Origin of the sequence: Oceanivirga salmonicida, from assembly GCF_001517915.1 — a bacterium.
GTDB classification, from domain to species: Bacteria; Fusobacteriota; Fusobacteriia; order Fusobacteriales; family Leptotrichiaceae; genus Oceanivirga; species Oceanivirga salmonicida.
The window spans coordinates 16,670-42,091 of record NZ_LOQI01000006.1 but is presented as its reverse complement, the minus strand read 5'-3'; the positions used below and the strand labels follow the sequence as shown (position 1 = coordinate 42,091).

Annotated in this window: 22 protein-coding genes; 6 read left to right on the top strand and 16 right to left on the bottom strand. The window is 26.2% G+C overall.

Annotation, left to right across the window (positions count from 1 at the left end; all coding sequences use genetic code 11):
- Window position 1 precedes the first annotated feature (1 nt).
- Together gnpA and AWT72_RS01505 are read right to left on the bottom strand one after the other, a co-directional pair.
- On the bottom strand, window positions 2–2,179 hold the full coding sequence (gnpA, locus tag AWT72_RS01510) for a 1,3-beta-galactosyl-N-acetylhexosamine phosphorylase (RefSeq protein WP_067139759.1): 2,178 nt from the start codon (window positions 2,177–2,179) through the stop codon (window positions 2–4).
- Between the two features lie 170 nt (window positions 2,180–2,349).
- Window positions 2,350–7,041, bottom strand: coding sequence for an OmpA family protein (locus AWT72_RS01505; protein WP_067139756.1), 4,692 nt, complete (start codon window positions 7,039–7,041; stop codon window positions 2,350–2,352).
- A 200-nt stretch (window positions 7,042–7,241) separates the two neighbouring features.
- Here AWT72_RS01505 and AWT72_RS01500 point away from each other — a divergent pair, with 200 nt between their 5' ends.
- Together AWT72_RS01500 and AWT72_RS01495 are read left to right on the top strand one after the other, a co-directional pair.
- Entirely contained in the window at window positions 7,242–9,122 is a 1,881-nt protein-coding gene (locus AWT72_RS01500) for an ABC-F family ATP-binding cassette domain-containing protein (protein WP_067139754.1), read from the top strand.
- The gene (locus tag AWT72_RS01495; protein WP_067139751.1) at window positions 9,115–10,257 is read left to right on the top strand and encodes an Abi family protein; all 1,143 of its coding nucleotides are present in this window, start codon (window positions 9,115–9,117) and stop codon (window positions 10,255–10,257) included. Before AWT72_RS01500 ends, AWT72_RS01495 begins: the two co-directional genes overlap by 8 nt.
- A gap of 90 nt (window positions 10,258–10,347) precedes the next feature.
- Here AWT72_RS01495 and AWT72_RS01490 read toward each other — a convergent pair whose 3' ends face one another.
- The 14 genes from AWT72_RS01490 to AWT72_RS01425 form a co-directional block, all read right to left on the bottom strand.
- On the bottom strand, window positions 10,348–10,656 hold the full coding sequence (locus tag AWT72_RS01490; RefSeq protein ID WP_067139748.1) for a PTS sugar transporter subunit IIB: 309 nt from the start codon (window positions 10,654–10,656) through the stop codon (window positions 10,348–10,350).
- Between the two features lie 34 nt (window positions 10,657–10,690).
- On the bottom strand, window positions 10,691–13,255 hold the full coding sequence (ppc, locus tag AWT72_RS01485; RefSeq protein WP_067139744.1) for a phosphoenolpyruvate carboxylase: 2,565 nt from the start codon (window positions 13,253–13,255) through the stop codon (window positions 10,691–10,693).
- A 38-nt stretch (window positions 13,256–13,293) separates the two neighbouring features.
- Window positions 13,294–14,994: a DEAD/DEAH box helicase gene (locus AWT72_RS01480; protein WP_067139741.1), complete on the bottom strand. Its 1,701-nt coding sequence runs from the start codon at window positions 14,992–14,994 to the stop codon at window positions 13,294–13,296.
- Window positions 14,994–15,893, bottom strand: a complete 900-nt coding sequence (gene ylqF / locus AWT72_RS01475) for a ribosome biogenesis GTPase YlqF (RefSeq protein ID WP_067139738.1) — start codon at window positions 15,891–15,893, stop codon at window positions 14,994–14,996. Before ylqF ends, AWT72_RS01480 begins: the two co-directional genes overlap by 1 nt.
- Window positions 15,893–16,555 carry a 16S rRNA (cytidine(1402)-2'-O)-methyltransferase gene (gene rsmI, locus AWT72_RS01470; protein WP_067139735.1) on the bottom strand — a complete coding sequence of 221 codons (663 nt, stop codon included), beginning with the start codon at window positions 16,553–16,555 and terminating at the stop codon, window positions 15,893–15,895. The genes ylqF and rsmI overlap by 1 nt, the downstream gene beginning before the upstream one ends.
- A complete protein-coding gene (locus AWT72_RS01465; RefSeq protein WP_067139732.1) occupies window positions 16,555–17,298 on the bottom strand; it encodes a TlyA family RNA methyltransferase in 744 nt (247 codons plus the stop codon). Before AWT72_RS01465 ends, rsmI begins: the two co-directional genes overlap by 1 nt.
- Window positions 17,295–17,750 (bottom strand): divergent PAP2 family protein, encoded by a 456-nt coding sequence (locus AWT72_RS01460; RefSeq protein WP_067139729.1) that lies wholly within the window; start codon window positions 17,748–17,750, stop codon window positions 17,295–17,297. The genes AWT72_RS01465 and AWT72_RS01460 overlap by 4 nt, the downstream gene beginning before the upstream one ends.
- Window positions 17,747–18,085 (bottom strand): YhbY family RNA-binding protein, encoded by a 339-nt coding sequence (locus AWT72_RS01455; protein WP_067139726.1) that lies wholly within the window; start codon window positions 18,083–18,085, stop codon window positions 17,747–17,749. Before AWT72_RS01455 ends, AWT72_RS01460 begins: the two co-directional genes overlap by 4 nt.
- A 168-nt stretch (window positions 18,086–18,253) precedes the next feature.
- A complete protein-coding gene (locus AWT72_RS01450; protein WP_067139722.1) occupies window positions 18,254–19,552 on the bottom strand; it encodes a toxin-antitoxin system YwqK family antitoxin in 1,299 nt (432 codons plus the stop codon).
- Window positions 19,553–19,611: 59 nt separating this feature from the next.
- The gene (locus tag AWT72_RS01445) at window positions 19,612–20,082 is read right to left on the bottom strand and encodes a hypothetical protein (protein WP_197407583.1); all 471 of its coding nucleotides are present in this window, start codon (window positions 20,080–20,082) and stop codon (window positions 19,612–19,614) included.
- A gap of 24 nt (window positions 20,083–20,106) precedes the next feature.
- On the bottom strand, window positions 20,107–20,931 hold the full coding sequence (locus AWT72_RS01440) for a toxin-antitoxin system YwqK family antitoxin (protein ID WP_067139715.1): 825 nt from the start codon (window positions 20,929–20,931) through the stop codon (window positions 20,107–20,109).
- Window positions 20,932–20,959: 28 nt separating this feature from the next.
- Window positions 20,960–22,273: a toxin-antitoxin system YwqK family antitoxin gene (locus tag AWT72_RS01435; protein WP_067139712.1), complete on the bottom strand. Its 1,314-nt coding sequence runs from the start codon at window positions 22,271–22,273 to the stop codon at window positions 20,960–20,962.
- A gap of 95 nt (window positions 22,274–22,368) precedes the next feature.
- Window positions 22,369–22,866: a GNAT family N-acetyltransferase gene (locus AWT72_RS01430; RefSeq protein ID WP_067139709.1), complete on the bottom strand. Its 498-nt coding sequence runs from the start codon at window positions 22,864–22,866 to the stop codon at window positions 22,369–22,371.
- A 23-nt stretch (window positions 22,867–22,889) separates the two neighbouring features.
- Entirely contained in the window at window positions 22,890–23,261 is a 372-nt protein-coding gene (locus tag AWT72_RS01425; RefSeq protein ID WP_067139706.1) for a hypothetical protein, read from the bottom strand.
- A 151-nt stretch (window positions 23,262–23,412) separates the two neighbouring features.
- Here AWT72_RS01425 and AWT72_RS01420 point away from each other — a divergent pair, with 151 nt between their 5' ends.
- Genes AWT72_RS01420 through AWT72_RS01405 form a run of 4 tightly spaced genes read left to right on the top strand, consistent with a single transcriptional unit; the run spans window position 23,413 to window position 25,413 of the window.
- Complete coding sequence (locus AWT72_RS01420) at window positions 23,413–23,715, top strand: PadR family transcriptional regulator (RefSeq protein WP_067139704.1); 303 nt, start codon at window positions 23,413–23,415, stop codon at window positions 23,713–23,715.
- Window positions 23,716–23,719: 4 nt separating this feature from the next.
- Window positions 23,720–24,289: a DUF1700 domain-containing protein gene (locus AWT72_RS01415; protein WP_067139703.1), complete on the top strand. Its 570-nt coding sequence runs from the start codon at window positions 23,720–23,722 to the stop codon at window positions 24,287–24,289.
- Between the two features lie 20 nt (window positions 24,290–24,309).
- On the top strand, window positions 24,310–24,894 hold the full coding sequence (locus tag AWT72_RS01410; protein ID WP_067139700.1) for a hypothetical protein: 585 nt from the start codon (window positions 24,310–24,312) through the stop codon (window positions 24,892–24,894).
- A gap of 36 nt (window positions 24,895–24,930) precedes the next feature.
- Window positions 24,931–25,413 carry a hypothetical protein gene (locus tag AWT72_RS01405; RefSeq protein ID WP_067139697.1) on the top strand — a complete coding sequence of 161 codons (483 nt, stop codon included), beginning with the start codon at window positions 24,931–24,933 and terminating at the stop codon, window positions 25,411–25,413.
- The last annotated feature ends 9 nt before the right edge of the window (window positions 25,414–25,422 follow it).

The following is a 25,422-nucleotide window of genomic DNA, read 5'->3' as shown; positions in this document are numbered from 1 at the left end:
TTTAATTTATATCTACCCATCTTATTTCTCCAGAACCTAAATTAAGTTCAAATTTAACTTCTCCTTTTAATAAAATTTTACTTATTTGCTTTTCTTCACTATTATTTATCACCGCTAACTTATTAACCTTTTCAAATTCATATACTTCAACATTTTTATTATCACTTAAATAAATTTTAGCATTTTCATTTTTTGTTGCCCATAATATTGCATTAAATAAGATTTTATTATTCAACAAACTATAATTACTTGAATTAAAGTAAACTGCTCTCCCTTTTCCATATTCATTACAAGCAATTTTTATACTGTAATGAGAACTAGCTAATATATTTAAATTATCATTTATTCTATAAATATAATCATCATTTTTATCATAAATACTACTAGCTAGTATCTCGGTTTCAGACAAATTATTGAATATATAATGTTTATTTAATATCTTTTCTTTTGATTGTTCATATTTAGAATATTGTAGAGTATTCCCCACTTCTTTATCTAAACCAAATATGTCGGCTAAACTAAAATGTGTCCCCCTAAATTTATGACATGCACTTGGATCTCCTATACCAATTATACTTGACCCATTATAAACAAATTCTCTTAAATTACTTATAACTTTTTCATCTAACCAATTTTCATTTCCTATAAATGCTGTATTCTCACGACCAACATTTATTATTAGACCAAATTCATTTAATTTTTCCTTATTTCTAACATCATCAAAATTAATAAATTCAATGTCTATTGGTAAACCTGATAGAGCTTCTAATGCTCCTATATATATATAATTTTCATAATTTCCACTAGCATGACCTGTTCTATTTGCCTGCCAAGTTTTAAGTTTACCCCAACTATTAAGTATCCCTACTTTTTTATTTAATTTTTTACTCTCAGTTCCATTAGTAATATCATGTATTTGTCTAAATTCATTACAAATTTTCTCTACATATTTAGTAAAACCTTCTTCTTCATTTGCTAAACTTAAATAACCACCAAAACCTATTCTATCAACATTTTTAACTAACATAGCCCGTCTCATTCTAAGCCAATTAAATTTCATTTCTTTTAAAGCTTGCCCTGTTTTATTAAATACATCTGGGAATAAATATGGTAAAAACCTAATTTCTTTAATACTTAAATCTTGCATATCAGACACCATTCTAATATCTACACCACATTCTGCAGACCCTACAACACCATCTAAGCCTATATTTTTAAAAGTTTTAGAATATGGTTCTATACCTATCCAGTTGTCTCCTACAAACATTATTGCTTTTTTATTATATTTATGCACTAAATTTACCAATGTTTTAGCTTTTTCACTTACAAATTTAGTAAGTATATCTATATAATCTAAAAACTGCTTTGTCGGATTTCTAAATTGATTGTTATAAAATCCACCATCTATAATATCCTCTAATTTTAATTTATATTTCTTTTCTTTTTCAAATCTTTTAAACATAGCAACACTTGCTGTGCCACTATACCCAAACCAATCTCCATATTTTTGTCTTTTTTTATCATCATACATAACCATAAAATGATAAAAGAATGTTGTAAATCTTACTATATCAACATTTTCTTTTTCATTTAACCATTTTTCTAAATTTTCTATCATATGTTTACTACTCTTTTCATAAACTGCATCAAAAGGTGTACTTTTACCTGTAGTCCAATTATTAGTTAAATGATTATACATATGAGTTATATCCCAAACTTGCTTTGCTAAAAAATTTACTGTATATTCATTAAATTTAGTAGCATTAGTAATTACTACATAACCATTTTCATAATAATAATCACTTTTTGGTAAGTATTCTCCCGCAGTTCTATTTATAACTTCAAGTAAATCTAAGGCTTCTTTACTTTCGTTTATTTCTAATTGTTCTTTGTAATAACCCTTTAAAATATCAATTTTTAAAACTTTATCATACGCTATATTTCTCTCACTCATAAGAGCAGCATTTATTATTTCACTAGGATTTTTTGTAACCCATTCTTGGTCTCCCCTAGCAACAAAATATGTAGCATAAACCATTTGATTTAGCTTTTCAAAATATTCATTTAATTTTGTACCATCACTATTTCTTATAGCATCAGTTTTCCATAAACTTATAAGTTCTTTCACAAGTTCTTCTCTACCTTCTTCTATAGGTAATGTTACTCTTCCTGTTGACATAATTGGTCTCCTTATTCTTTCTACATATTTCTCTCGTTTTTATTATTATAACCCCATAATCATAAATAACAATAGTTATATTTTGGTAAAAATGGCATAAAATTTTACCAAATAAAAAAAGAATTAGGGAGTATGCCTAAACATATTCCCTAACCCCATGAAAATAAACTTTAATTGTATATATCAAAATTATTGATTAATACTTCTACTCTTCTTAAATCTTTTCTATTACCATCGTTAATTTCATTAAATGCTCTTGATCTTATTTCTATGTTTACATTCTTGCTTAATCCTAAGTCAATTAATTTCTTTCTAACTGAAACTGCTCTTCTTAATCCTAAATCTAAATTATATTGTTCTGTATATGCTCTATCTGTATACCCTATAATTTCTATTGTTGTTCCATCATAATTTGCATTTATAACTTCTACTATAGTTTCAAGTTTTGCTATTTGTTCTGCTTTTAAATTATATTTATCTAAATCGAAGTCTTTTATAGTAAATTTAATTGATTTTTTCATTTCATTTAATATTTCATTTTTAACTTCTTGTTTTAATCTATCTAATTCTTCTTTTGGTATTTCTTTAACTATTGTAGTTTTAACCATATTCTTTTTCTTTTCAGGGAATAAATTAACATTTACTCCTGCTGCTACTCCCCAAGATTTTTTAGTATCTACACCAGCACTTACTTTATATATAAATCTTCTTGATGGTATTGTACCACTTACACCTAAAGCAAATCCACCAGTTTTATTATAATAAGCTCCACCTGCTCCTATTGAGAATAAATGTCTATCACTTACTTGTGGTATATTACCCATAGCCATTGACGTTGCTATTCCACCACTTAATTTTCCTGTTTCTGCTCCTATTTTACCTAACTTATTATCAATATCTTTTCTATCATAATAATTATCTTTCAAGTGTTTATGTACTGTATCTCCTGTTACTGTATTTTGATCTCCCTTTACTATTTTACCAGTTCCAACACCTAATTTTTCTCTCCATTTAACCTTTGCTGCATCATCTATATTGCTTGCATCTTTTTTAGCAAAATCTTTTGCTAATTCATCTTTATCTACGGCTAAATCATATATTACTTTTCCAGCTCCATTAGTTTTTGTAACAACATTTAATGACTTATCCTCTGAAGTTACACCTACAAGTTTTTTAGAAAGATTTGTTACTTCATTTACTGTAAGATTACTTCCATCTTTTTTGATGGCATTATCTTTAACATAATCATGTACTGCCTTTCCTGTTACTGTATGATCTTTTTTAGGGTCTGTATCCGAAATTACTCCATCTCCTATTTTATCAACTTTTTCTTTAGTTGGTGCATCTAATCCTACTGTAAATGTTTTCTTACCAGTTGCATCTGGTCCATCAGCAATTACTTCTATACCTGAATTTGGTTTTTCTTTTACGTCAACTAAACCACTTGCAGTCTTTTTAACATAATCATGAACTTGTTTGTCAGTTACTAATCTTGGTTTTGCTGCATCTAGTGTTGCAATATTAGCATCTTTACTTAATTTTTCAGCCCATTGTTTTACATTGTCATCATTTAAGTTACTTGCATCTTTTTTAGCAAAGTCTTCTGCTAACTTCTCTTTATTTACTGCTAAATCAAATGTTTTCTTACCATCTTTAGTAGTTGTTACAACTTTTACTGTTTCATCTTTTGAAGTTACGTCTACTAATTTACCTACATTATCTTTAAGAGCTTTATGTACTGTATCTCCTGTTACTGTATTTTGGTCTCCAGCTTCTACTTTACCTTTACCTATTTTAGCAATATCACTTTTTACAGAATCTGCTAATCCTACAGTATATTCATTAACATTTCCATTAGTATTCTTAGTTACTTTTGTTTCTCCATCAACTTGTTTAACTACTACTGAATCTTTAGCTGATTTTTCTAATTCATCCTTAATTTTATCTAATTGACCCTTATTTACTGCATCTTTAGCATCAACACCATCAGCAACATTTGCAATTTTCTTATTATTCGCATCTACTCCATCACTTGTTATATATGTATTACCACCTAATGAAATTTTATTTTCACCTATAATAACTTTATTTGCTCCAGTTCCTGCTTCTACTTCTTCAAATTTAGGTTTTTCTGCTATTAGTATTTCTAATTTTTTACCATTTACTTTTGTTGTTACATTTTTAGATGAACTTGCTTCTCCTGCTGCTAATGTTCCTTCTATTGCAAATGATTCTCCTAATTTTATTGCTTCTGAACCTACATTTCCTGTAAATGTTAATCCTTGATTTTTAACATAGTCAAATACTGTTTTACCTGTTACAGTTTTATCATTATCTGGGTCGTTTTCATCAATTTTACCTTTTCCTATTTTTAATGCTTTAATTTGAGCCACATTTACTGCATCTGAATCTTTAGTACCAGCTGCCACTCCATTTATTTGTCTTGTTACAGTTCCATCTGCCTTACCTACTGATACTGCTGCATGTGTTGCACTCCAAACTCCGCCAGTTTCTGTACTAGCTGCATCTTTTAAGAAATCATGTCCTGCTACACCTTTATCAACGTCTGCAATTGTTTCAGAACCTAATGCTACTGCATTATCTAATGCTGTTGTTGCCGAAGTTCCTAATGCTACTGCACTTTCTCCTTTAGCATGTGAATCATTACCTATTGCTAATGCTTTTTTCTTTGTTGCTACTGCATTATGTCCTATAGCATATGACTCTTCTTCTTGTGCATTCGCACCTATACCTAAAGCATAAGCATATTTTTTACTTGCAATTGAAGCATTACCTAAAGCATAAGAACTATCTCCTTTTGCTTGTGCATTATACCCTATAGCAAATGCGTTTTGTGCAGTTGCTTTTGATTCAGCACCTAATGCATATGCACTATCTCCATCTGTTTTAGCTTGATACCCTAATGCAAATGATTTTTGCTTCTTAGCTTCTGATTCAGTACCAAGTGCAAATGAATTTGCATCTTTTGAAGTAGCTTTTTTACCTAATGCAAATGAATCTAAACCTTCTGATATTGCTTCATTACCAACTGCAAATGAATATTCTCCTACTGATTTAGCTTTATGTCCTATAGCAAATGAATTTTTTCCTTCTGATACTACTTCATTACCAAATGCATATGAATTTTCATTTTTAGCATGTGCTTTATGACCTATAGCAATTGATTTATCTTTATCTATTTTATTTTCTGAACCTACTGAAACACTTTGAATTCCAGCAACAGTACTTTTTACACCACCAATTATAGCAGAATGATTACCACTAACCGTATTTTTTGTTCCACCTATTACTACTGATGATACTCCTTCAGATTTGTTACCTGCACCACCTACTACTGACGCATGGCTTCCTGAAGCTTTATTACTTGAACCAGCCAATACTGATGAACGTTCTCCACTAGCCGTATTTGTTAATCCACCTAATACTACTGAACCTACTTTTTCAGTTTTATTTTTATAACCACCAAATATTCCAGAGTTTTCTCCAGTCGTATCAACAACATTACCTGCTCCACCAGCTACTACTGAATTATGTCCCTTTGTAACATTTGGATTATTTCCATTTCCACCACCAAGTACTGCTGAATCTTGTCCTTCAGCTCTATTTTGATAACCACCTATTACTGAAGTCGAAGCCCCAATTGCTTGATTTCCTATACCACCTATTACTGATGAAAATTTCCCACTAGAAGTATTTTTTGATCCTCCCATTACTACAGAATGAGTTCCTGAAGCTGTATTAGTATCTCCACCTAATATTACAGTTCTGTTTCCACTAGCATCATTTTTCAGTCCTCCTAACACAACTGACGTAATTCCTGAAACCTTATTTTGAGTTCCTGCTATCGCACTTGAATGTGATCCTGTTACTGCATTATTTACTCCACCTAAGGCTGTTGAATAAGTCCCTGAAACTCTATTATGAATACCAGCTACTATTGCGGTACGATCTCCTGCAGTAATATTATCATATCCTCCTAATACTACAGAATCTGCTTTTTCAACTTTATTTTTATAACCAGCAAATATTCCAGAATTTCCCACTGCTTCGACAATATTACCAGCTCCACCTGCTATTACTGAATTTTCCCCTTTAACTATATTAGGAGCTCCAGCATTTCCTCCAGCAAGTACCGCTGAATCTTGTCCTTCGGCTATATTTAAACCACCACCTAAAACTATTGATCTAACTCCTTTGGCAGTATTTGTTGATCCACCTACTACAGCTGAATCTACTCCTTCAGCCTTATTATTTTCTCCACCTAATACTGATGAAAATTTCCCATCAGAAGTATTTTTTGCTCCACCTACTACTGTTGAAGCTTCTCCATTAGCTTTATTTAATACTCCACCTAAAACACCTGAATATCTACCTTTTGTAATATTTGTAGACCCTCCAATTATTCCTGATTTTTCGCCATCAGCAGTATTTTTGAATCCACTCACTACAGATGAACTTTCTCCATTAGCTTTATTTGATGCTCCACCTAAAACACCTGAATATCTACCTGTTGTAGCGTTTGTAGACCCGCCAATTATTCCTGATTTTTCACCATCAGCAGTATTTTTGAATCCACCCACTATAGATGAACTTTCTCCATTAGCTTTATTTGATGCTCCACCTACTACTGAAGTAGAAACACCACTAGCAGTATTTGAATTCCCTGCTACTACACCTGAATTTTCTCCTGTAGCAGTATTGTTTTGTCCACCAATTTTTTCACCTGGTGCTGCTACTGATAAATTACCACTAATCAAAAATGATATCATTAATCCTAGTGTTACACTTTTTTTATTCTTTAATGACTTTTTAAGCCATTTCATCTTTTCCTTAATTCCCATATTTTTCTCCCTTATATTTTTTCTCAATTACATTATACCCCCCCTCCCCCATGAATGTCAAATAATAATATTTATTTAGCTATAAATGTTAGCTTATAGAATTTCTTTTTTAATTTAGACCGCATTCCGAAATTAATAATAAATAGATTGAAGATTTAAAACATATATGATAGTATTTAGTTAAATAAAAGGAGATAAAGATGGACATAATACAATTTAATAAAGTAAATAAATCATTTTTAGATAAACCAATTTTAAAAAATGTTACTTTTAATATAAATGACAAAGATAAAATAGGATTAATAGGCTTAAATGGTGCTGGTAAATCAACAATAATAAATATAATAAAAGGGACAGAGAGAATAGATAATGGAGATGTTTTTGTAAATCCAAATGTAAATATTTCTTATCTTTCACAAGAACATAATTTTTCAGATGAAAATAATACAGTTTTAGAAGAATTAAAATCTGCATTTGCTTATGAGTTTGGTATTTTAAGTCAGATTGAAAAAATCAATGCTAAAATACAGATAAATGAGGATTTAAATTTACTTAGTGAATTAGAAAAGTTAAATAATATCTTTTTATCGTTTGATGGATATAATTTAGATTATAGGATAAAGCAAGTTTTAAATGGTTTAGAATTAGATGATATGCAAGAAAATATTATTTCTAATTTAAGTGGAGGAGAAAAAACTAGAGTTTCTCTTGCTAAACTACTTTTAAAAGAACCTGAACTTTTAATATTAGATGAGCCAACTAACCATTTAGATTTAGCATCTATAGAATGGTTAGAAAACTTTTTATTAAAATACAATAAAGCTTTCTTATTAGTATCACATGATAGAGTATTTTTAGATAATGTTTGTAATCGTATTTTTGAATTAGAAAATAAGGAACTATATAAGTATAACGGTAACTTTTCAGACTTTATTATTCAAAAAGAAATGATAATAAAGGGAAAATTAAAAGCCTTTGAAAAAGAACAAGATAGAATAAAAAAATTAGAGGAGTATATAGAAAGAAATCGTGCTGGTAGAATGGCTAAACAAGCCAAAGGTCGTGAAAAAATCCTAAACAGAATAGACAGAATAGATGACCCTATATTTAATATCAAAAGAATGAAGTTAAAATTTATACCTAAAAGTCCTACAGCACAAAATGTATTAATAGTTAAAAATATATGCAAGAATTTTGATGATAAAAATGTACTAAATGACATATCATTTAATCTTTATAAAGGAGAAAGAGTAGGAATTATAGGTAAAAATGGTTCTGGGAAATCTACTTTACTTAAAATTATAACTAACAAAATTAAAGCAGATAATGGAGAAATTACTTTAGGTAGTAGAGTTAATGTGGCAAGTTATGACCAAAACAATGAAGATTTAGGTCCTGATAATACTATACTACAAGAAATAAATACTTCTATTAATTATACAGAGGAATATTTAAGAAGTATGGCAGGTGGTTTTCTATTTACAAAAGATGATATAGAAAAAAGGATTTCATCTTTATCTGGTGGAGAAAAAGTAAGAGTATCTTTTATTAAAATGTTACAAAAACAAGCGAATTTTTTAATATTAGATGAGCCTACTAACCACTTAGATATTTACTCTATAGAAATATTGGAAAATGCTTTAGAGGATTTTGAAGGAAGTATATTACTAGTTTCGCACAATAGACATTTTATAGACAGTGTTTGTAATATAATATACATATTAGATGAAAATGGACTTACTAAATTTAAAGGGAATTATGAGGAGTATAAGAAAAGTTTAATATCTAAAAATGATAATACAAAATCTTATAGCGGAAAATTAAATTATACTGCTCAAAAAGAAAAATTAAAAAGAATTAATAAAATAAAAAAAGAGATTGAAAATATTGAGAAACGAAGCAAAGAAATTGAATTAGAAAAAGATGAACTTAACAAAAAAATGTTTATCTCTAGTATAGCAACTAATGCTGGAAAACTTGTAGAAATACAAGAAAAATTAAATTCACTAAATGACCGCGAACTAAACTTACTTGAAAAATGGGAACAATTACAAAATGAATTGGAGGAAATAAATGAATAATGAAGCTTTTGATATAATCTATCAAGATACTCAGCTAATAAGTAAAATATCTAAATTAACTAATGTTTTAAATAAGGATAATCCTAATTTAAAGTTAATTTGTGCATATATTATAGATAATAGACAACTATTATTAGCATCTGTACATGGAGATATAGACTTAGAAGATATAGATTTTGTAAAAAGTTCTTTAAATACTAATAAAGAAAATATAAGTTTAGATTATAAAAAAGTCTGTATTCCTTTCACTCTAGATAATCATATAGTATTCTTACTGTATTTATACTCAAATAAAGAAATAAATGTAGATGAATACAAATCAATTGCTAGGGCATTTTCTAAAATAAGAAAAAAATACAATAAAAATCTTTTAAATGAATATGGGTTAATTGAATTATTAAAAAATAAAAACTTAACATTTGAAAATGAAGAAAAGGCTAAATCATATTTAAAACATACAAGTTACTATGAACTTAAAGACTTTGCTTATGTATTTATGAATAATAATAAATATAAAGATAATATATCTTTTGATGAAATACGAAATAGAATAGATTTAGACAAAAAACTTCGTTTTAATTTACTTGCCCTTATAGAAATAATAGAAATTTCTATAAAAACTAATTTTGCTAAAATATTAAGTAAAAATGGTCCACTTGATTATTTAAAATTCGAATGGTGCCATAAAACTAGTATAAGGGGTGTTCATAATAGTATAGAAAGAGCAAAAGATTTACTTAAAAATGATGATAATAACTATTTTGTTAATTTATATAAGCAAAAATACTTTACTGATGATATACCCATTTTAATTTTAATGGAGAAATTTACTTTGGGTAGTTTAAATGATTTAATAGATGCTAGTCATGATAATATATTAGAAGAAATTTCTAAAATATATAGTTTAAGTAAAAAAGATTTTCAAAATTACCTATCATCTATAAAAGAACTTAGAAATAGGGCTGCACACAATAATAATATATTAGACTTTTTATATGATGACAAGCATAAACTTGAAACAGTTGTAAAATATATAGAATATTTATTTAATATAATAAATAAAGATGAAATTTTTGAAATTGAAAAAAATCAACTAGAAAACTGCAAAACACTTTTAAAACAAATAAAATATTAGAATATAAATGAGATAAGTAATTTTAAAATTTATCTCATTTTTTATAAATAAAAAAAAAGAAATGATAAAAATCATTCCCCTTTATTAATATTATTTCTTTTTATTTTTCATTGTATTTGCTATAAAATCAATACGAGTTCCTATAACAATTTGAACATCTGTATTTGATGATTTTGTTATACCTAGTGTTATTTTTTCAATAGCTTCATCATCTATTATTGAAGTATCTTTAACTTCTAATCTTAATCTAGTTATACAGTTATCAATTTTTACTAAATTATCAATACCACCTAAATATTTGATTAAATCATCTACTAACTTTTCATTTTCTACATTAGCATCAAATTTAGCATCAATACTATCATTCCCTTTTTTATTTTTCTTTAAATAATTAAACATAATTTCTCCCCTCTAATATTTATATTTAAATTTTTTAACCTGAATTTCTAAGTCCTGTTGCTATACCATTAATACTAGTATATATAGCCTTTATTATTTCTTCGCTAGATTTCCCTTCTCTAACTCTTTTAATTAATTCTATTTGCATATAGTTTAAGGCATTAAAATATGGTACTCTATTTTCTAAACTTGTTGCTAGTTTTTTATTATCTCCCAGTAATTCTTTTTTATCAGAAATTTCTAAAATAACTTGTTTAGTTAATTCCCATTCAACCTTTATATCTTCAAATATTTTTTGAGCTACTTCTTGATTTGTGGCTAGTCCAACATATTCTTTTGCTATTCTTAAATCTGTTTTAGCCAAAACCATGTCTATATTTGATATTAATGCTCTAAAAAATGGCCAATTCATATACATTTCTTTGGATTTTTCTATATCATTTTTAAGTGCTGTTCCTAAACCATACCAACCAGCAAGCATTATTCTACATTGAGACCATGAAAATACCCAAGGTATTGCTCTTAAATTCTCAATATCTCTTGTTTTCTTTCTTGAAGATGGTCTAGACCCTAAATTAAGTTTAGATATTTCTGATATAGGAGTTATATCATAGAAAAAATCTACAAAACCTTTAGTTTCAAAAACTAAATTTCTATATTTTTTAAAACTTATCTCAGATAATTTACTTACAATTTTTTCATATTCTTCTTCATTATATGATATTTTTAATTCTTTGGTTGCTTCTAAACTAGCAGCAACTAATGCTTCAAGGTTACGCAGAGAATTAGTATAATTACCATATTTGGCTTCTATAACTTCTCCTTGTTCTGTAAGTCTTATTCTACCATTAATACTATCTTTGGGTTGTGCTAATATTGCATCATAACTAGGCCCACCACCACGGCTTACAGTTCCGCCACGACCATGGAAAAAACTTATACTTACACCTTTTTTAATAGCCAACTTACTTAATTTCTTTTGTGCTTCATATAATACAAAACTAGAACTTAAATAACCACCATCTTTATTACTATCTGAGTACCCTAACATTATTTCTTGTTTTTTGTTATTAATAAGTCCTAAATCAAACCATTTAGACATTATTTCTATTGAATTTTCTAAATCTTCAACAGTTTCAAATAAAGGTACTATATCTATATCAAGATTGGCTTCTTTCAATAATATCTTATTTTCTAATAAATCAGAAACACTAGTAGAATGCGATATTATATTTCTCTCTATAACTTTTTTACCGAATTTATCTATCATCTTTTTAGCCATTTTATAAATTGCTAGTTCTTTTTCCAAAATTTCACTTTTAGTTATATACGGACTAGATAATGTTCTAGGGTCATTAGTTATTAAATTAAATAATAACTCACATTTTTTATCTTCTGATAACGAAATATAGTCTTTTTCTATATTAGCCGATTTAAGAAGTTCCGCTACACATATTTCATGTTTACTTGAGTCTTGTCTTAAATCTATACTAGCTATATTAAATCCAAATACTTCCGTTAATACTATTAATTTTTCTAATAATCCCTTAGATATTATTGGATCTATATTTTCATCAATAGATTTTTTTATCTTTATTAAATCACAAGTAAAAGCATTACAATCCTTATATGGTTCTATATCAACCTTTTTAGGCATAGTTGTAGTATCAAGACCTAAGTAATAAGCAGTGCTTATTACCCTGTCTTTTATGTATTTTATTGCTCTCCTGTATGGTTCTTTTTGTCTATGTATAGAAATATCAAAAGATTTTTCTGCCATTTCCATTACTTCTAAGCTAACTTTTGAAAGTTCTGTACTTAAAGAAATATCTCTATAAAGTTGTTCTAATTTTTCTATATACTCTTCAAAAATTAAAGTAGATGCACTATATACTGCTTTTTCTAATGTTTTATCACTTACATAAGGATTTCCATCTCTGTCTCCACCTACCCAAGTTCCAATAGTTATAGGTATTAAGTCTTCTTTTATTCCTAATTTTTTTGATTTTTCATTATATTTAACAATTAAATCAGGTATAGATTCTAAAAAACTTGATTTATAGTAACTATTAATATTAGTTATTTCATTATCTACCCTTAATTTACTATCTCTTAATATAGCAGTATATATTAATATGTTTATAGTTCTTTCTACTTCTAATAACCATTTTTCTTTATCTTCTGTATAATTATATTCCCTAACCAACTTATATATTTTACTTATTAAATCTAGTACACTTTTTCTTTGTATTTGTGTTGGATGCGCAGTTAATACTGGCATAACAGATATATTTTTTAATATATTAATATCTTTAATATTGTTAAATGCATAATCAAGAGTAGCAATATCATCAGTTTTTATACTACGTGATTCTATTGCATCTTCTGCTATGTTTATAAGCAGTGGAAATAAACTCAAAATTCTTGAAACTTCATAAACATTTTCTTCTTTTATTTCACTAATTAATATCTTTAATTTATCATAATCTTTTAATATAGCTGCATTTTTTATATTTTCTATGTCTAATCTTATGTTACTTTTTAAAGATTTCATTAATATTTCAACTAAAATATTGATTTCTTCATATTTTTTATTCATTTGCTTCTTATCCTTTACAATATATGTGAGATTATCTATTAATATTTTTTACTTCCTCTGCTACCTCTGCTACCTTTATTATCTCTACTTCCTTTGCTTCCCTTATTATCTCTACTTCTACTATTTCCTCTTCTATCTCCTCTATCTCTGTTTCCAGATTTCTTAGATGATCCACTACTATTTGATACTTCAACTAATGGTTTTTTAGATTTATCTCCATTAAATGCATTCATAATATCTTCCGCTTCTTTTAAAGGAACAGTTACAAAAGAGAATTTGTCCATAATTTTAATATCTCTTACTTTACGACCTGGTACATTAGCCTTTTTATTTATTAATTCTAATAAACTCTTAACATTCATATTATCTCTTGCACCTAATGCTATAAATAATCTTGTATTATCTTCTAAATGTACAGTTGTTTCTTTAATTTCAGTATATTTTTCTTTTAAAAATTCTTCATCATAAACATGTCTTAAAAATGCTGCTAAAACTGTTTCAGCATTTTTTTCATTTAACATTTTTCTTGCTAAATCTAAATACTTAGTGAAATCATTTTCTTTAATTATTTCTTCTATATTAGCCAGTAAATATTCTTTTTTAGATTCTAAAATATCATTTACATTAGGTACTTTTTCTTTTCTAATGTCAGATTTAGTATGTTTTTTAATTTTTGCTAATTGACTAGCTTCTCTTGAACTTACAAAAGTAATTGCTATACCTTTTTTACCAGCACGACCTGTTCTACCTATTCTATGAACATATGCTTCCGCTTCTTGTGGTATAGAATAATTTATTACGTGTGTTAAATCTGATACGTCTATTCCCCTAGCAGCCACGTCAGTTGCAACTAATACGTTTAAAATCTTAGTTTTAAATAAGTCTAAAGTTTTTTCTCTCATATTTTGAGTAACGTCTCCATGTATACATTCTGCATCATAACTTCTAGCCTTTAATTTTTTTGTAATTTCATCAACGTCATGCTTAGTTCTACAAAATACTATACCATAAAAATCTGGTCTAGAATCTAATACTCTACATAAAGCTTCAAATTTATCATTAGGTCTTACTTCAAAGTATATTTGTTCAGTTAAAGCCGTTGTTAATTCTTTATTTTTAACCTTCATTATTTTATGACCTGGCATAAATTCTTTTGCTATGTTTAATATTTCTTTTGGCATAGTTGCTGAGAAGAATAACATTTTCTTTTCATCATTTGTTTTTGATAATATATCTTTAATATCATCAATGAATCCCATATTAAGCATTTCATCAGCTTCATCTAAAATAAAATATTCTAAATCATCTAATATTAATGCTCTTTTTCTCATCATATCCATAATACGACCTGGTGTTCCTACTACTATATCTACACCTCTTTTTAAACTTCTTAATTGTGTTTCAATAGAGGCTCCACCATAAACTGATAATACTTTAATATCTTTATCACCTTTTAAAGAATAAATTTCTTCTGCAACTTGTACTGCTAATTCTCTAGTTGGCGCTAATATCATAGCCTTAACTTTTTTAGTTGGCTCTAATAATTCTAATATAGGAAGTGCAAATGCAGCAGTTTTACCTGTTCCTGTTTGTGCTTGTCCTATTAAATGTGTTCTCTCTTTTAAAAGTTCTGGTATAACCATTGCTTGTATTTCTGATGGTGCTTCAAATCCTTTTGCCTTAACTGCTTTTAATGTATCATTACTTAATCCTAATTCTTCAAATGTTTTTTTACTCATTATTTTCCTTCTTTCTTAGGCGATTTAGGTAATTCTAAAAAGAATTTTCCTAACTTTCCTGTTCTATAATCTCTTAATATTTTTTGTGATATGATTTCATAATCATGTTCTTTAGTATTATGAATTAAAAGTCTTTTTTCTATTGCTTTTAATAGTTCATAATCATCAGCATTTTCAATATTTTCTAAATTTTCAATATTATATGCTTTTAAAATATTATTTATTATATTATATTCTTTCATTTTTTTTACAAGTGATATACACACTTGTTCTAACGATAATATATCATCTTTTATAGAGCCTGTTATTGCTAAATTTAATGCCGTTTCATGACTATCAAATTTTGGCCATAATACACCTGGTGTATCTAGTAAATAGAATTTATTATTTACTGTTATCCATTGTTTACCCCTAGTAAATCCAGGCAAGTTTCCTACCCCTGCTTTACTTGTTGATGATATTTTATTAATAAACTTAGACTTTCCAACATTGGGTATTCCTACTACCATTGCTCTAATCTCAGTTTTTATTAAACCTCTTTTTTTCTTTTTTTCTAATTTTTCTTTGTACATAGTGTCTATTTCAGTTCTTAATTCTTTTATATTAAAACCTTTTTCAACACTCATAGGTATTATTTTATCTGCTAAATTATTAGCCAAAAAATATTCTTCCCACTTAAAAAAATCATTTTTATCAACTAAATCCATTTTGTTTAAAATTATTATTCTTTTTTTATGCTTTACTAATTTTTCAACTTCTGGGTTCTTACTTGATAAAGGTATTCTCGCATCTAATATTTCTATTATAAGGTCAACCTGTTTTAACTGCTCTTTGAACATATCCATTGTTTTTTTCATATGTCCAGGATACCAGTTTATATTTGTTTTTTGTATATCCATTACTCTAATTCCTTAATTATTAAGACTATTTCTCCTTTTATAGGTTTAGTCTCTAATTTTTCTATTAGTTCTTCTACATAGCCACGAATAACTTCTTCATACATTTTTGTTATTTCTCGTGCTATTACCACATATCTATTTCCTAAATATGTATTTATGTCTTTTAATGTCTTCAATATTCTATTTGGAGATTCTAAAATTATTATAGTTCTATCTTCTTCTTTTAATTTATTTAAAAGAGTTTGTCTGCCTTTTTTCTTAGGTAAAAAACCTTCATAGGCAATTCTTCTCATACTTAACCCCGATATACTAGCTGCCGTTATTATAGAAGAAGCTCCCGGTATTCCTACTACCTTAATTCCTTCATTTAATACTTCATCAACTAATTCATAACCCGGATCTGATATACAAGGAGTTCCTGCATCTGTAACTAATGCCACATTTTTTTCATTTTTCAATAAACTCAATATATTATCTATTTGATGCCTTTTATTATGTTCATGATACTGATAAACAGTATTTTTGATTTCATAAGCACTCAATAATTTTCTTGTTACCCTTGTATCTTCAGCAAAAATATAATCAACTTCTTTCAATATTCTTAATGCTCTCATGCTAATATCTTCTAAATTTCCAATAGGAGTAGCTACTATGTATAACATTAATTCCTCTTCTTTCTTGCGTACATTAAATACTCAATGTTTCCTTTTGTCCCTTTTATAGGAGACTCATTTATACCAACAATTTCATAATCATATTCTTTCATTACTTTAACTACTTTTTTTATAGCAAAATCTCTCCAATTTTCATCTTTTACTATACCATTTCTAGCAATGTTTTCTTTTCCTACTTCAAACTGTGGTTTTATTAAAAGTACGCAAAACGAATTTTCTTTTGAAAATTTATGAACATATTCTATTATCTTTGTTAAAGATATAAAGGAAACATCCGCAACTACTGCATCTGCCAAACCTAAATCTAGGTCTTCTTCTCCCAATTTATTAATATGTCTGTTTTCTATACTTTTAACTTTGTCATTCATTCTTAAACTATAATCTAATTGATTAGTTCCCACGTCTACTGCATATACAAATTTAGCTCCATTTTTTAAACTACAATCCGTAAATCCACCAGTTGAAGATCCTATATCTAACACTATTAAATCTTTAAAATCAATATCCCAAATTTTAATAGCTCCTTCTAATTTAAGTCCGCCACGACTAACATAATTTATTTTTGTTTTTACCCTGATACTTTTAATGTTTTCTTCTTTAAACATTGTACCAGCTTTAGTTACTGCCATTTCATTGACTATAACTTCTCCAGCCATTATTGCTCTTTTAGCTTTCTCTCTTGTATCAAAGTACCCTTTTTCTTGTAATATATGGTCTAATCTTTTTTTCATACTAAATACCACCCAAACATATATGGGACTAATATTCCTAAAATCATTCCACCTAAAACTTCTAAAGGTGTATGTCCTAAAAACTCTTTAAATTCTTTAAATTCTTTTGTTTTGAATAATTTTAAATCACTTAATATAATTTTATTTAGTATTTTTGCATGTCTACCTGCTTCTCTTCTTATTCCTGTAGCATCATACATAACTATTGTTGCTATAACCATAGTCATTGCAAAATATATGCTAGTTGTTCCATATATAATAGAGATGCAAGTACAAAGACTTATTACACTTGCTGAATGTGAACTAGGCATACCACCTGTTTCAAATAACTTTGAAAATTCTGGTTTTTTACCTTTTAATACTGGTATAAATATTTTTATCATTTGTGCAATCATCATTGACAAAAACACTATATCTATTATTTTATTACCAAATATTATGCCGCCACTCATTTTTTACTCCTATTTCTAAAATCATAAAATTCTTGGGTTATAGGTCCTTTTTGATTTTTTTCATCTACTTTTTTCTTAAAAAATATCATAATATTTCCTATTAAATAGACTCCAACTGCACCAGTATACTTTTCAATCTTACTGCTTAGTTCATAGGAAACACTTTCTTCTGAATTATTCAATATCTTAACTTTTATTAATTCTTGCTTATCAATAACTTGCTTTATATTTTCTAACACAGTATCGCTTATTCCTAATTTACCTATTCTAACAACAGGTTCTAAGTTACTTGCTTTTTTTCTCAAAAAGTTTCTTTCTTTACTTGTTAACTCCATATTTCTCCTTTCTGTCCATATCTAATTATTATATCATATTTTACAATTAATTAATATATTTTATTAGTATATTTATCTTAAAAAATGTTTTTATATTTATATTTTTTTTATTATTTTAAATAAAAAAAGACACAAGTCTTTAAACTAAATGTCTTTTTACAAAATATTTTATTTTTTATCTGCTGATTTTAACTCAATATATTCTCCGCCACCTTGATATTCGTTTAACCTTCCATATCTTCTTATTTGACCATTAGCCTTAGTTACAATTTGCATCATTTCTTTATCTGCACCTTTTAATATGACTTTATAGTAACCTTTTATAGTATCTCCTTCATGTACTTTGAAATGGTCTAAATATCTTATAAGAAGACCACTTTCATCTGCCTTACCATGAATTTTTTTAACATTTTTTTCAACTATATAGCAATCTCCTACTACTCTTCCATCTTTAAAATTAACTATTAAACTATATTCTCCAAAATTTTGAACATGTTCGCCATTCAATAAATTGTTTTTCATATTAAAAGTTAAAGTAGTTTTTTCATTTAAATAAATAATTGTTTCTCCATCTAATTCATCATTTTTAAACATTGAAGTCGTTTTTACATCATATTTTTCATCTTTATATTCTAGCAAACCTTCAATTTTCCCATCTTTAATTTTACCCTTGATTTCATCCTCATTAAAAGATTTAGTCATTTTTTTATCTTTTTTATTATACTTAAAATCAAAACTTATAACTTCTTTAAACTCATTAGGAAGTAATTCTTTTATACTTTTACCATATTTAATTTTTCCATTTTGATATACTACTTTTGCCATAGTTATAGGTTTTGAATTAATAAAAGTTTGAGTATACACATTTCCCTGATGAACAATTTTTGATTGTCCAAAAAGTTTTCCTTTAAATACTTTATAACTCATTTCTAAATTATCATCTTCTGATTTTAAATCTACAATTGTATACATTGGTGTATTTGTAATAACTGTTTCAAAACCATCACCATAGTCTATTGTTTTCAAATTTTCACCTAAGATAAAAGTTTCTTTTTGAAGTAAATTTCCATTTTTATCAGTAGTTATAAAATCTCCATCTATTAAACCATTCAAATACTGACCTTTTATTATATATTCTCCATTACTACTTTTAAATATTGTTTCCCCTTGTATAAGGCCATCTTTAATATTAATTATTTCAATATCTCCATTAGGGTATTCAATTTTCCCTTCTCCTTGTCTTACACCATGTTTATATGTTGAATAAAATATTCTACCGTCTGGGTAAATTTCTTTTGATTTCCCTTCTTTTCTACCATCAATGACTTTTACTTCTTCTGTTGTATTATCTGCGTTATAATATGCAATAATATTCGTTCCACTATTATCTTGTGGCATGTATTTCGCTTCCCCATAAGTAATATTTATTAAAGTAAATAGACAAAATATGCTTAATATTTTTTTCATAATAATTTTTCTCCTTTTTATAATAAATCTTAATTTTCTGAACTTTTAAATTAAATATCTTATTTTTTATCTGCCGCTTTTAATTCAATATATCTACCTCCACCTTGATATTCGTTAAGTTTTTTATACATTCTAACTTGTCCATTTTTCTTTGTAACAATTGTCATTATTTCCTGATCTTTTTTATATGGTACTAGCTTATAATAAGTTTTTAAATTATCCCCTTCATGTACAGAAAAATGATTTGAAGACATTATAAGAATTCCTTCATTGGTAACTTCATATTTTTCAGTTTGTATATTATTTATATAAATTGAATGCTTTACTAATCTCCCATCTTTAAAAATTTTTTCTATTCTAAGTTCATCAAAATTTTCTGTATATTTCCCATTTAATTTATCATTTTTTATGTTTGATTTTAAATATACTCCTTTTTCATTAGTATAAATATTAACTTCTCCATCTAATTTTCCATTTTTAAAATTCAACACAGTTTTGTTAGAAGTCATTTTATTATGATATTCTAACACTCCATCAACTTTTCCATCTTTAATTTAACCTTTTAATCCATCTATTTCAAAAGATTTTGTCATTTTTTTATCTTTTCCTTCATATTCAAAATCAAAACTAATACTTTCTTTTATATCATCTGGCAATAATTCTTTCATACTTTTAGCATATTTAACCTTTCCATTTTTATAAACTACCTTTGCCATAGTAATAGGTTTATTTTTTATTATTGTTTGAGTATATACATTTCCTAAATGAGTAATTTTTAATTGACCAAATTCATTACCAAATTCATCAGAATATTTATTATTAAAAATTTTAAACTCATATTCAAAATTTTCTTTTAAGATTTTAAATTTGAGTGTAACAAAAAATGGGTTAAATACATTTTCTACTATTTCATTATCATAATAACTCTCTATTCTTGTAATTTCATCTAATATATATGTTCTTTTTTCAACTATTTTACCACTTTTATCAGTAGTTATAAAATCTCCATCTTTTAAATTATATAAATATTGCCCTTTTGTTATATATTCTCCATTAGGGCTTTTAAATATTGATTTGCCATGAATAAAATCATCTTTCATATTAACTATTTCGACACTTCCATTAGGATATTCTATTTTAGCTTCACCTTGTCTTACACCATATTTATATGTTGAATAAAATATTCTACCATCAGGGTAAATTTCTTTTGATTTTCCTTCTTTTCTACCACCAATGACTCTTACTTCCTCTTTAGTATAAGAAATATCATTATATAAAAGAGTAAATCTTCCATTATTATCTTGTGGCATGTATTTAGCTTCTCCATAAGTAATATTTATTAAAGTAAATAGACAAAATATGCTTAATATCTTTTTCATAATAATTTTTCTCCTTTTTATAATAATCTTATTTTTTATCCGCTTCTTTTAATTCAATATATGATCCACCACCTTGGTATTCACTAAGTTTTTTATACATTCTAACTTGTCCATTTTTCTTTGTTACAATTACCATTATTTTTTCATCTTCACCATATGGTACTGGCTTATAATAAATTTTTAAAGTGTCTCCTTCATGTATAGAAAAATGATTTGAAGACATTATAAGGATTCCTTCATCAGTAACTTCATATTTTTTAGTTTCTACATTGTTTTCATAAAATAAACACTCTACTAATCTTCCATTTTCAAAAATTTTTTCTACTCTAAATTCATCAAAATTTTCTATATATTTCCCATGTAATTTATCATTTTTTATATTTGTTTTTGAGTATACTCCCTTTTCACTAGTGTAAACACTCACTTCTCCATCTAATTTTCCATCTTTAAAATTCATCACAATTTTATTAGAAGTCATTTTATCATGATATTCTAATATTCCGTCAATCTTTCCATCTTTAATTTGACCTTTTAATCCATCTATTTCAAAAGATTTTGTCATTTTTTTATCTTCACCCTTATACTCTGCATCAAAATTATAATTATCTTTAATTTCATCAGGTAATAAATCTTTTATCTTTTTGGCATATTTAATCTCTCCATTTTTATATACTACCTTTGCCATAGTAATAGGTTTATTTTTTATTATTGTTTGAGTATATACATTTCCTAAATGAGTAATTTTTAATTGACCAAATCTATTACCAAATTCATTAGCATATTTTTCATTAAAGTATTTAAACTCATATTCAGAATTTCCATTTAAAATTTTAATTTTAAATGTACCAAAAAATGGATTAAATACTGCTTCTACTATATCATTATCATAGTTAGTCTCCATTCTTGTTGCTTCATCTAATATATATGTTATTTTTTCAACTATTTTACCGCTTTTATTTCTAGTTATAAAATCTCCATCTTTATATTTATATATGTATTTACCTTTTACTTCGTATTCTGCATTAGCACTTGTAGTAATAGTATCTCCATGTAAATAATCATTTTTAATATTAGTTATTTCAATATTACCATTAGGATATTCTATTTTTGCTTTCCCTTGTCTTACACCATTTTTATATGTTGAATAAAGTATTCTACCATCTGGATAAATTTCTTTTGATTCCCCTTCTTTTCTACCATTAATAACTTTTACTTCTTCCTTTGTATTTGGTTCAAGAAATACTGTTTTAATAACACCACTGTAATCTTGTGGCATGTATTTAGGTTCCCCATATGCTATAACTACACTTAGTAGACAAAATATACTAAATATTTTTTTCATATTAAACTCACTTCCTTATACTCCTAAAATAATAAGCCTATATCCATTTTCTAAATGTGAATATAAAACTTATCTTAAATGCACATTCTAATTATCTAAGTTTGTTTTTTTATAAAATATAGTACTAGGTCATCATCGTTTATACACTCTGTGTATGGCTCTAGTATTTCTCCTTTATAATAGACCCCATTACCATCTGGTATGAATCCATTTCTAATATACATCCTTTGAGCTGTACCATATCCTGCATGTAGTCCAACTCCTATACCAACTAAATCACTTATTTTTTTAGATCTATTAATAATATTATCTAATAATTTTTGTCCAATACCCTTACCTTGATATTCTTTAAAAACATTGAAATCAGAAATTTCAGGAATATTTGTTAAACTAAACGGACCTTTTGTTGGACTTATTATAAGAGTAATATATCCCTTTATTTCATTATTTTCTTCATACACTAAAACTATTCTTTTACCAGATTGTTGCTCATCTAGATATTTATTCAATATATCCTTTCTAGAACCCCATCCCTGTTTAATAAAGTTTTCATTAATTTTTATGATATGGTCCTTATTTAAATTTAAAATCATAGTTGGTCTCCTTTTTTATAATATCATACTCTTAAAATTGGGTTTGAAACCATAAAACCTAAAATTGTTGGTCCAAATCCTAATATAACTATAGGAATCACCATAATTAAATGTAATACCCATCTCCTAAATATGAACATTAAAGTATCTATTATAATATTTTCTGTATATTTTTCTATTAACTTACATAATGCACTTTGTATTATTAAAAAAATTTTAAATGCACATATATAACAAGGTATCATTCCTATAATAATAGCAAAAATATATACGTTTGTTTTATGAGAATTAATATCATTTGATTTTATATAATTTATAAAAATCGCATAAATAAAATTAAGTATGCTTATTATTAAAGTAATTAAATATAGTCTCATATTTCTATTAAATCTCATATTTCTCACTCCAAACATTATTTACATTACTGGTATATTATACCCCGTTTTTGATAATGTTCAACTAAAATAAGAATTTTTTTATATGTATTGACAAACAATATTATATGTCATATAATATTGTTGAAAGCAAAGTAAAGGAGGGTAATATGTGCAAATAACAAGTGATATATTAGAATTTTGTGTTCTATCTTGTCTTAAAAAAGAGGATTTATATGGTTATGCATTAACTCAAAATATTCAAGAAAAAATACAAATAAGTGAATCAACACTCTACCCAGTATTAAGAAGGCTTAAACAAAATGATTTGCTTAGTACATATGATAATAATTATCAAGGCAGAAATAGGAGATATTACAAAATAACTAAAAAAGGACTTCTAGAATTTGAAAAAATCAAATTAGAATGGACAGATTTAAAAAATACAATAGACAATTTTTTAAAAGAGGGTTAAAAAAATGACTAGAAAAAAATTTATGCAAAAACTAGATAATTATTTAAAAAACATATCTTATAGTGAAAAAGCAGATATTTTTAAATATTATGAAGAGTATTTTGAAGATTTAAATATAGGACAAGATGATAATGTACCTGAAAATATGGATCCTTATAAGATAGCAAATGAAATACTATTAGACCAAGGTATACAAGTTGCCAATAAAAAAGAAAAAATGAATAATCCACTTAAATTTATTTTAATAACTATAAGTGCCATATTGGGATTGCCTATTGCATTACCACTAGCACTTGCTGCTATTGGAATTATATTTGCAATCTTTGCAGTAATTCTTAGTATAGGTGTTGTTATAATGGCTCTAATAATTTCATTATTTGCAATACCATTTAAAACAACTTTTTGGGCAATAACTTTCCCATACCCTAGTAACTTTTTATTCTTAGGTGTATCAATATTTTCAATAGGTCTATTATTGGTAATTTCACCTTTATTTATAGAAGTTGCAAGATATATTTTAAATTTATTTGCTAGATTATTTGCTAAGATATATACATTTTTTTCGAATAAATAAAAATTAGAAAGGAAAATAATATGAATAAAAAACTTAGTATAATTATAATAGGTATAATTTTAATGATGATAGGGCTTGTATTTTCAATTTATGCATATAATAAAATAGAAACTAACTATAATAATGAATTTATATATGAAAAAACTTTTAATAAACTTACACATGAAATGCCTTTTAATAATGAAAAAATTTTATTAGAAACCTTTGCTGGAACTATTCAAATAGAAAAGGGAGATAAAAACCTTATAAAATATGATGAAACATTAAATATTAATAATAATTCTAATGAAATAGAAATATATTCAAAAAAGAAAGCTAAAAATAATAAAGTAAAGATAATATATAAAGAAAATCTAGATATAGATATTATAGATGCAGTTGGCTTATTAAACTCTAATTTAGAAAATAATTCTAAAATAAATATAGAAAATTTTGTAGGAGATATAAATATTGAAACTAGTAGTAATGTTTCTATAGATACAACTAATACTCTTGCTCCTATATCAATAGAAAATATTAATAAAAATAGTGATAAAACTATTAATATTTCTATAATTAATGCATTAGGAAACATAAATATTAAGGGTAAATTGAAAGGGAAATAATATGAATAAAAAATAATTATAATAGGTATTATTTTAATGATAACAGGATTTATATTTTCAATTTATGCATATAAAAATAATTACAGTAGTGTAATAAACTTCAAAAATAATGAAATTATAATAGATGATTATGTAGGAGATATAAAAATAATAAAGAGAGAACAAAACATTATAAAATATAGTAATAATGTAGAAGTTGAAACCATATCTGATAAAGTAAATATCTCATCTATTAAAAAACATAATTTAGATGCTATCAAAATAATATATAAAGATGAAATATTTATAGATATTTCAGATTCTATTGGGAAAATAACATCTGATTTAGAAAATAATTCAAAAATTAATATTGATGATTTTATAGGAGATATAAAAATTAAAACTAGTAGTAATGTCTCATTACAAAGAGATGATATAATTGGTAGTGTATCTATGAAAAATATTAATAAAGAAAGTGATAAAACTATTAATATTTATATAAGTAATTTATTAGGTAAAATAAAAATTTCAGGTAGATAAATTAAAAAT

What these genes read in the sequence shown, in the direction of transcription:
- AWT72_RS01455 (WP_067139726.1), bottom strand. Translation starts at nt 18,085, where the DNA reads ATGGAGTTAACAAGTAAAGAAAGAAACTTTTTGAGAAAAAAAGCAAGT.
- ppc (WP_067139744.1), bottom strand. Translation starts at nt 13,255, where the DNA reads ATGAATAAAAAATATGAAGAAATCAATATTTTAGTTGAAATATTAATG.
- AWT72_RS01480 (WP_067139741.1), bottom strand. Translation starts at nt 14,994, where the DNA reads ATGAGTAAAAAAACATTTGAAGAATTAGGATTAAGTAATGATACATTA.
- AWT72_RS01495 (WP_067139751.1), top strand. Translation starts at nt 9,115, where the DNA reads ATGAATAATGAAGCTTTTGATATAATCTATCAAGATACTCAGCTAATA.
- AWT72_RS01505 (WP_067139756.1), bottom strand. Translation starts at nt 7,041, where the DNA reads ATGGGAATTAAGGAAAAGATGAAATGGCTTAAAAAGTCATTAAAGAAT.
- AWT72_RS01415 (WP_067139703.1), top strand. Translation starts at nt 23,720, where the DNA reads ATGACTAGAAAAAAATTTATGCAAAAACTAGATAATTATTTAAAAAAC.
- gnpA (WP_067139759.1), bottom strand. Translation starts at nt 2,179, where the DNA reads ATGTCAACAGGAAGAGTAACATTACCTATAGAAGAAGGTAGAGAAGAA.
- AWT72_RS01410 (WP_067139700.1), top strand. Translation starts at nt 24,310, where the DNA reads ATGAATAAAAAACTTAGTATAATTATAATAGGTATAATTTTAATGATG.
- AWT72_RS01430 (WP_067139709.1), bottom strand. Translation starts at nt 22,866, where the DNA reads ATGATTTTAAATTTAAATAAGGACCATATCATAAAAATTAATGAAAAC.
- AWT72_RS01465 (WP_067139732.1), bottom strand. Translation starts at nt 17,298, where the DNA reads ATGAAAAAAAGATTAGACCATATATTACAAGAAAAAGGGTACTTTGAT.
- AWT72_RS01490 (WP_067139748.1), bottom strand. Translation starts at nt 10,656, where the DNA reads ATGTTTAATTATTTAAAGAAAAATAAAAAAGGGAATGATAGTATTGAT.
- AWT72_RS01425 (WP_067139706.1), bottom strand. Translation starts at nt 23,261, where the DNA reads ATGAGATTTAATAGAAATATGAGACTATATTTAATTACTTTAATAATA.
- AWT72_RS01450 (WP_067139722.1), bottom strand. Translation starts at nt 19,552, where the DNA reads ATGAAAAAAATATTAAGCATATTTTGTCTATTTACTTTAATAAATATT.
- rsmI (WP_067139735.1), bottom strand. Translation starts at nt 16,555, where the DNA reads ATGTTATACATAGTAGCTACTCCTATTGGAAATTTAGAAGATATTAGC.
- AWT72_RS01440 (WP_067139715.1), bottom strand. Translation starts at nt 20,931, where the DNA reads ATGAAAAAGATATTAAGCATATTTTGTCTATTTACTTTAATAAATATT.
- AWT72_RS01435 (WP_067139712.1), bottom strand. Translation starts at nt 22,273, where the DNA reads ATGAAAAAAATATTTAGTATATTTTGTCTACTAAGTGTAGTTATAGCA.
- AWT72_RS01405 (WP_067139697.1), top strand. Translation starts at nt 24,931, where the DNA reads ATGATAACAGGATTTATATTTTCAATTTATGCATATAAAAATAATTAC.
- ylqF (WP_067139738.1), bottom strand. Translation starts at nt 15,893, where the DNA reads ATGGATATACAAAAAACAAATATAAACTGGTATCCTGGACATATGAAA.
- AWT72_RS01460 (WP_067139729.1), bottom strand. Translation starts at nt 17,750, where the DNA reads ATGAGTGGCGGCATAATATTTGGTAATAAAATAATAGATATAGTGTTT.
- AWT72_RS01500 (WP_067139754.1), top strand. Translation starts at nt 7,242, where the DNA reads ATGGACATAATACAATTTAATAAAGTAAATAAATCATTTTTAGATAAA.